This window comes from Bartonella jaculi (assembly GCF_039543045.1).
Classification (GTDB): Bacteria; Pseudomonadota; Alphaproteobacteria; order Rhizobiales; family Rhizobiaceae; genus Bartonella; species Bartonella jaculi.
Window position 1 is genome coordinate 1 of record NZ_BAABIZ010000065.1, and the last position, 3301, is coordinate 3301.

The 3301-nt window shown below is 40.4% G+C and carries 3 protein-coding genes; 1 reads left to right on the top strand and 2 read right to left on the bottom strand.

The window, feature by feature from the left end; genetic code table 11:
• Nucleotides 1-256: 256 nt before the first annotated feature.
• Entirely contained in the window at nt 257-1273 is a 1017-nt protein-coding gene (mobV, locus tag ABD915_RS09095) for a MobV family relaxase (protein ID WP_345117564.1), read from the top strand.
• Between the two features lie 221 nt (nt 1274-1494).
• On the opposite strand, the gene ABD915_RS09100 is transcribed toward mobV, so the two are convergent.
• Together ABD915_RS09100 and ABD915_RS09105 are read right to left on the bottom strand one after the other, a co-directional pair.
• On the bottom strand, nt 1495-2049 hold the full coding sequence (locus tag ABD915_RS09100; protein ID WP_345117566.1) for a hypothetical protein: 555 nt from the start codon (nt 2047-2049) through the stop codon (nt 1495-1497).
• Between the two features lie 263 nt (nt 2050-2312).
• A complete protein-coding gene (locus ABD915_RS09105; protein ID WP_345117568.1) occupies nt 2313-2837 on the bottom strand; it encodes a replication/maintenance protein RepL in 525 nt (174 codons plus the stop codon).
• Nucleotides 2838-3301 lie beyond the last annotated feature (464 nt).

Consider the following 3301-nt stretch of genomic DNA (forward strand, 5'->3'; position numbering starts at 1 on the left):
GGTCAAGGCAACCCCTTCGGGGCGCCTAACGGCGACCTTGACCCAGAACCTAGCGGATTGTTTTTACGTTCCCGCACGGCTCCGAAATCATGATTGAGGGGATGCAACTTTCCGCCACCGGTGGCGGAAAAAGGGCTTTAGCCCCGAACGGTTTATGTAATAAACCTAGTGAGTACGCTATTAAAATAGCGGCCCACCGGAGGGACAACCTTGAAATTTGCCAATAAATGTGGATTATTAGCACAAAGGGGGAAACATGGCTACATATGCGATCATGCGCTGTAAAAAACTATCAGCAATGGGCTCTGTTGCTACTGCTCTGCAACATTGCTACCGTGAGCGTGAAACTCCTAATGCCGATAGTGAACGCACACCAAACAACGAACAGCACGTTTCACGTTCATCCAGTGAAGCTATGGGCAAAATGCGCGAGCTTTTACCAGAAAAGCGGCGTAAAGATGCTGTGTTAGCTGTTGAGTATGTCATGACTGCTAGTCCAGAATGGTGGACAACAGCATCTCCAGAGCAGCAAAAAGAGTTCTTTACGCGATCAAAACAGTGGTTAGCAGATAAATACGGACAAGATCGAATTATCGCTGCTGTGGTCCATAATGACGAAATCAGCCCCCATTTAAGCGCATTCGTTGTACCATTAACACGGGATGGAAGGCTTTCAGCTAATGAGTTTATTGGCAATAGAGCAAAAATGATAAACGACCAAACAACCTTTGCTGAGGCCGTAAAAGACCTTGGGCTTGAAAGAGGGTTGCAAGGCAGTAAAGCAAAACACCAAGCTGTTAAACGGCATTATGCGGCTGTGAGAAAGGATATTGAGTACCACGTCACTATCCTTCCAGATGATATAGAACCGAGAAAATTAGAACCTGAAAGCTTTCTCGAAAAGGTCGGAATCGTAAAAACATTAGAGGGACCAGTTACAATTGCTGAACGTTTAACTCAGAAAGTGAATAAGAAATTTGCTAGTACAATCTCAATGGCCTCTCAAAACCGCGAAAATGCCCACACAGTGACAAAACTGAAAAAAATGCTCCACAGTATTGAAAATAAATTCAGTGCTCTCAGAGAGCATTTTAGAGGCCTTAAAAAGGAACAGATGAAAAAGCTATTTGATATCGCTGCCCTCATGCGACAGGAAAACGAACAAGAGAAGCTCAGAAAACACCAAGAGCATCTTTTAGCTATGCATGAAAAGAGACTTAAGCGAAAAAACAAAGGACATAAAGGTAACGAAGGCAACAGCATTGCTGATTAGCAGGGTTTCCGCATCCTCAATTTCATGATTTCGGAGCCGCGTGAGAAGGATAAAACAATCCGTTAGGTTCTGGGTCAAGGTCGCCGTCAGGCGCCCCGAAGGGGTTACCTTGACCCTAAGAACATAGGATTGTTATTCCTTCGATAAACGCGGATCTGAGATCATGATTTTGGTGAGCGGACAGAGAGTTTGAGAGGCGGTAGCCTCTCATCAAAGGTAATTTAAAATAATTCTTGCTGTTCTTCGTTAAAATTCAATTGTTTTGGTGTTTTTTTGCTAATTTTGTAGTATTCTTTAACGAATGCAAGTCGATCACCGTTCCAGATGAACGAGGGGTTTAACCAATATAATCCTTGTGCTGGTGTTGCTGCAATAAAACCTTTTTCTGTTAGTTCTCGCATTCCTCGAGTATATGTAGCTTCACTCATTGGTGTTAGAGCTTGATCGACTGTTCCAAAAGACATGTAAACTTGATCTTTCCCGATGTTTTCTTGCACTCGAAGGTAGAGAACTTCAAAAACTTTTGTACCGGCACCAGTTAATTCTTTGAGTGCTTTAACTCCTTTTACAAAAAGTTTTACGAATTTTGTACTGTCGACTTGTTCGGCTTCCCAAAATCCTGCGATGTTAGCTTGGATTTCCCCTTCGCCACTTATGAGCATCATATCACCACGTCTATTTATTATTCGTCTGGTTTTTGTGGATATATCCATCATAAAAGGATTGTTTTCATAGAGAACTATTCCACGTCGTGTTTTTATTTTTTTTTCCGTCATTTTGATTATTCCTTTTGATAGATAATTCGTCACGTCATGACAGAAAAACCGTCAATAGTCAACGTGAAATTGACGGTTTTTCCGTCCAATCCTGACGGTTTTTCCGTCCAATCCTGACGGTTTTTAAATTTTTAACATATTGAATCTAAAATGTTTTTAGATTTGCCCTTTCTTATATCTTTATAGACGGAAAATAATTTAAAAAAATGAGAGGCGGTAGCCTCTCATTTCATAGACTTATGGACGAACGGAGTGAGTGCTAATTATTTTAAATAATCTTCAAGATCTATTTGGTTATCTATGTCTATATCCATTTCTAGATGTTTACCATTTTCGTAAACACCGCGAATACCAGCAGCTTTAATACGGTTTTTAAAATCTTCCTTAATAGCTATTTTATGGTTTTTAGCACTACCTTTCCAACCAAAGTTTGGGTTGAGACGGTAAGATCTACTGGTACCAATACGAGGACCTTCCAAGAGTATATCCATAGCTATTAATCTTTTTACACTTCGATTAAAGTGATGCCTAGTAACACCAATCCTTTGAGCCAATTCCGTTTGATTAACAACCAATAGATTTTCAAAATCAAGACGGGAAGCTAAAATGAAAAATACTTTAAGGTCATACCCATTTAAATTACTTTCTGCTATGACAGCCATTGGATGTTGAGCCATTGCTACCCATTCCTTTCCAAAACCATTTTGTCTTTTAGGTACAACATAAGCAACGAAGCCGTCCATAACCTCGCCTGTTTTACTATCAATTTGGTATAATTTCTTATCCATAAAATTAACTCCGTTAAGTCACTAATGTTACCATTATTGGTAACAATGTTACCATTATTGGTAACATTGTAAAGCGTAACTACTATGAATTTATTAATTTTTTTCACCTCTCCTTCTGTATCTGTATATTGTAAATTAAAAACACCTGTCAAAAACAGGTGTTTTTAATAGAAAAAATGACGAACTTCGTTCGACAATTTTATTAAGAATAAAAACGACCGCTAACGCGGACTTTTTTAATTTTGATGAGAGGCTACCGCCTCTCAAACTCTCCGTGCACTCACCAAAATCATGATATGGATCCGTGCTTTGGGAACTAACAATCCTAGGTTCTTAGGGTCAAGGCAACCCCTTCGGGGCGCCTAACGGCGACCTTGACCCAGAACCTAGCGGATTGTTTTTACGTTCCCGCACGGCTCCGAAATCATGATTGAGGGGATGCAACTTTCCGCCACCGGTGGCGG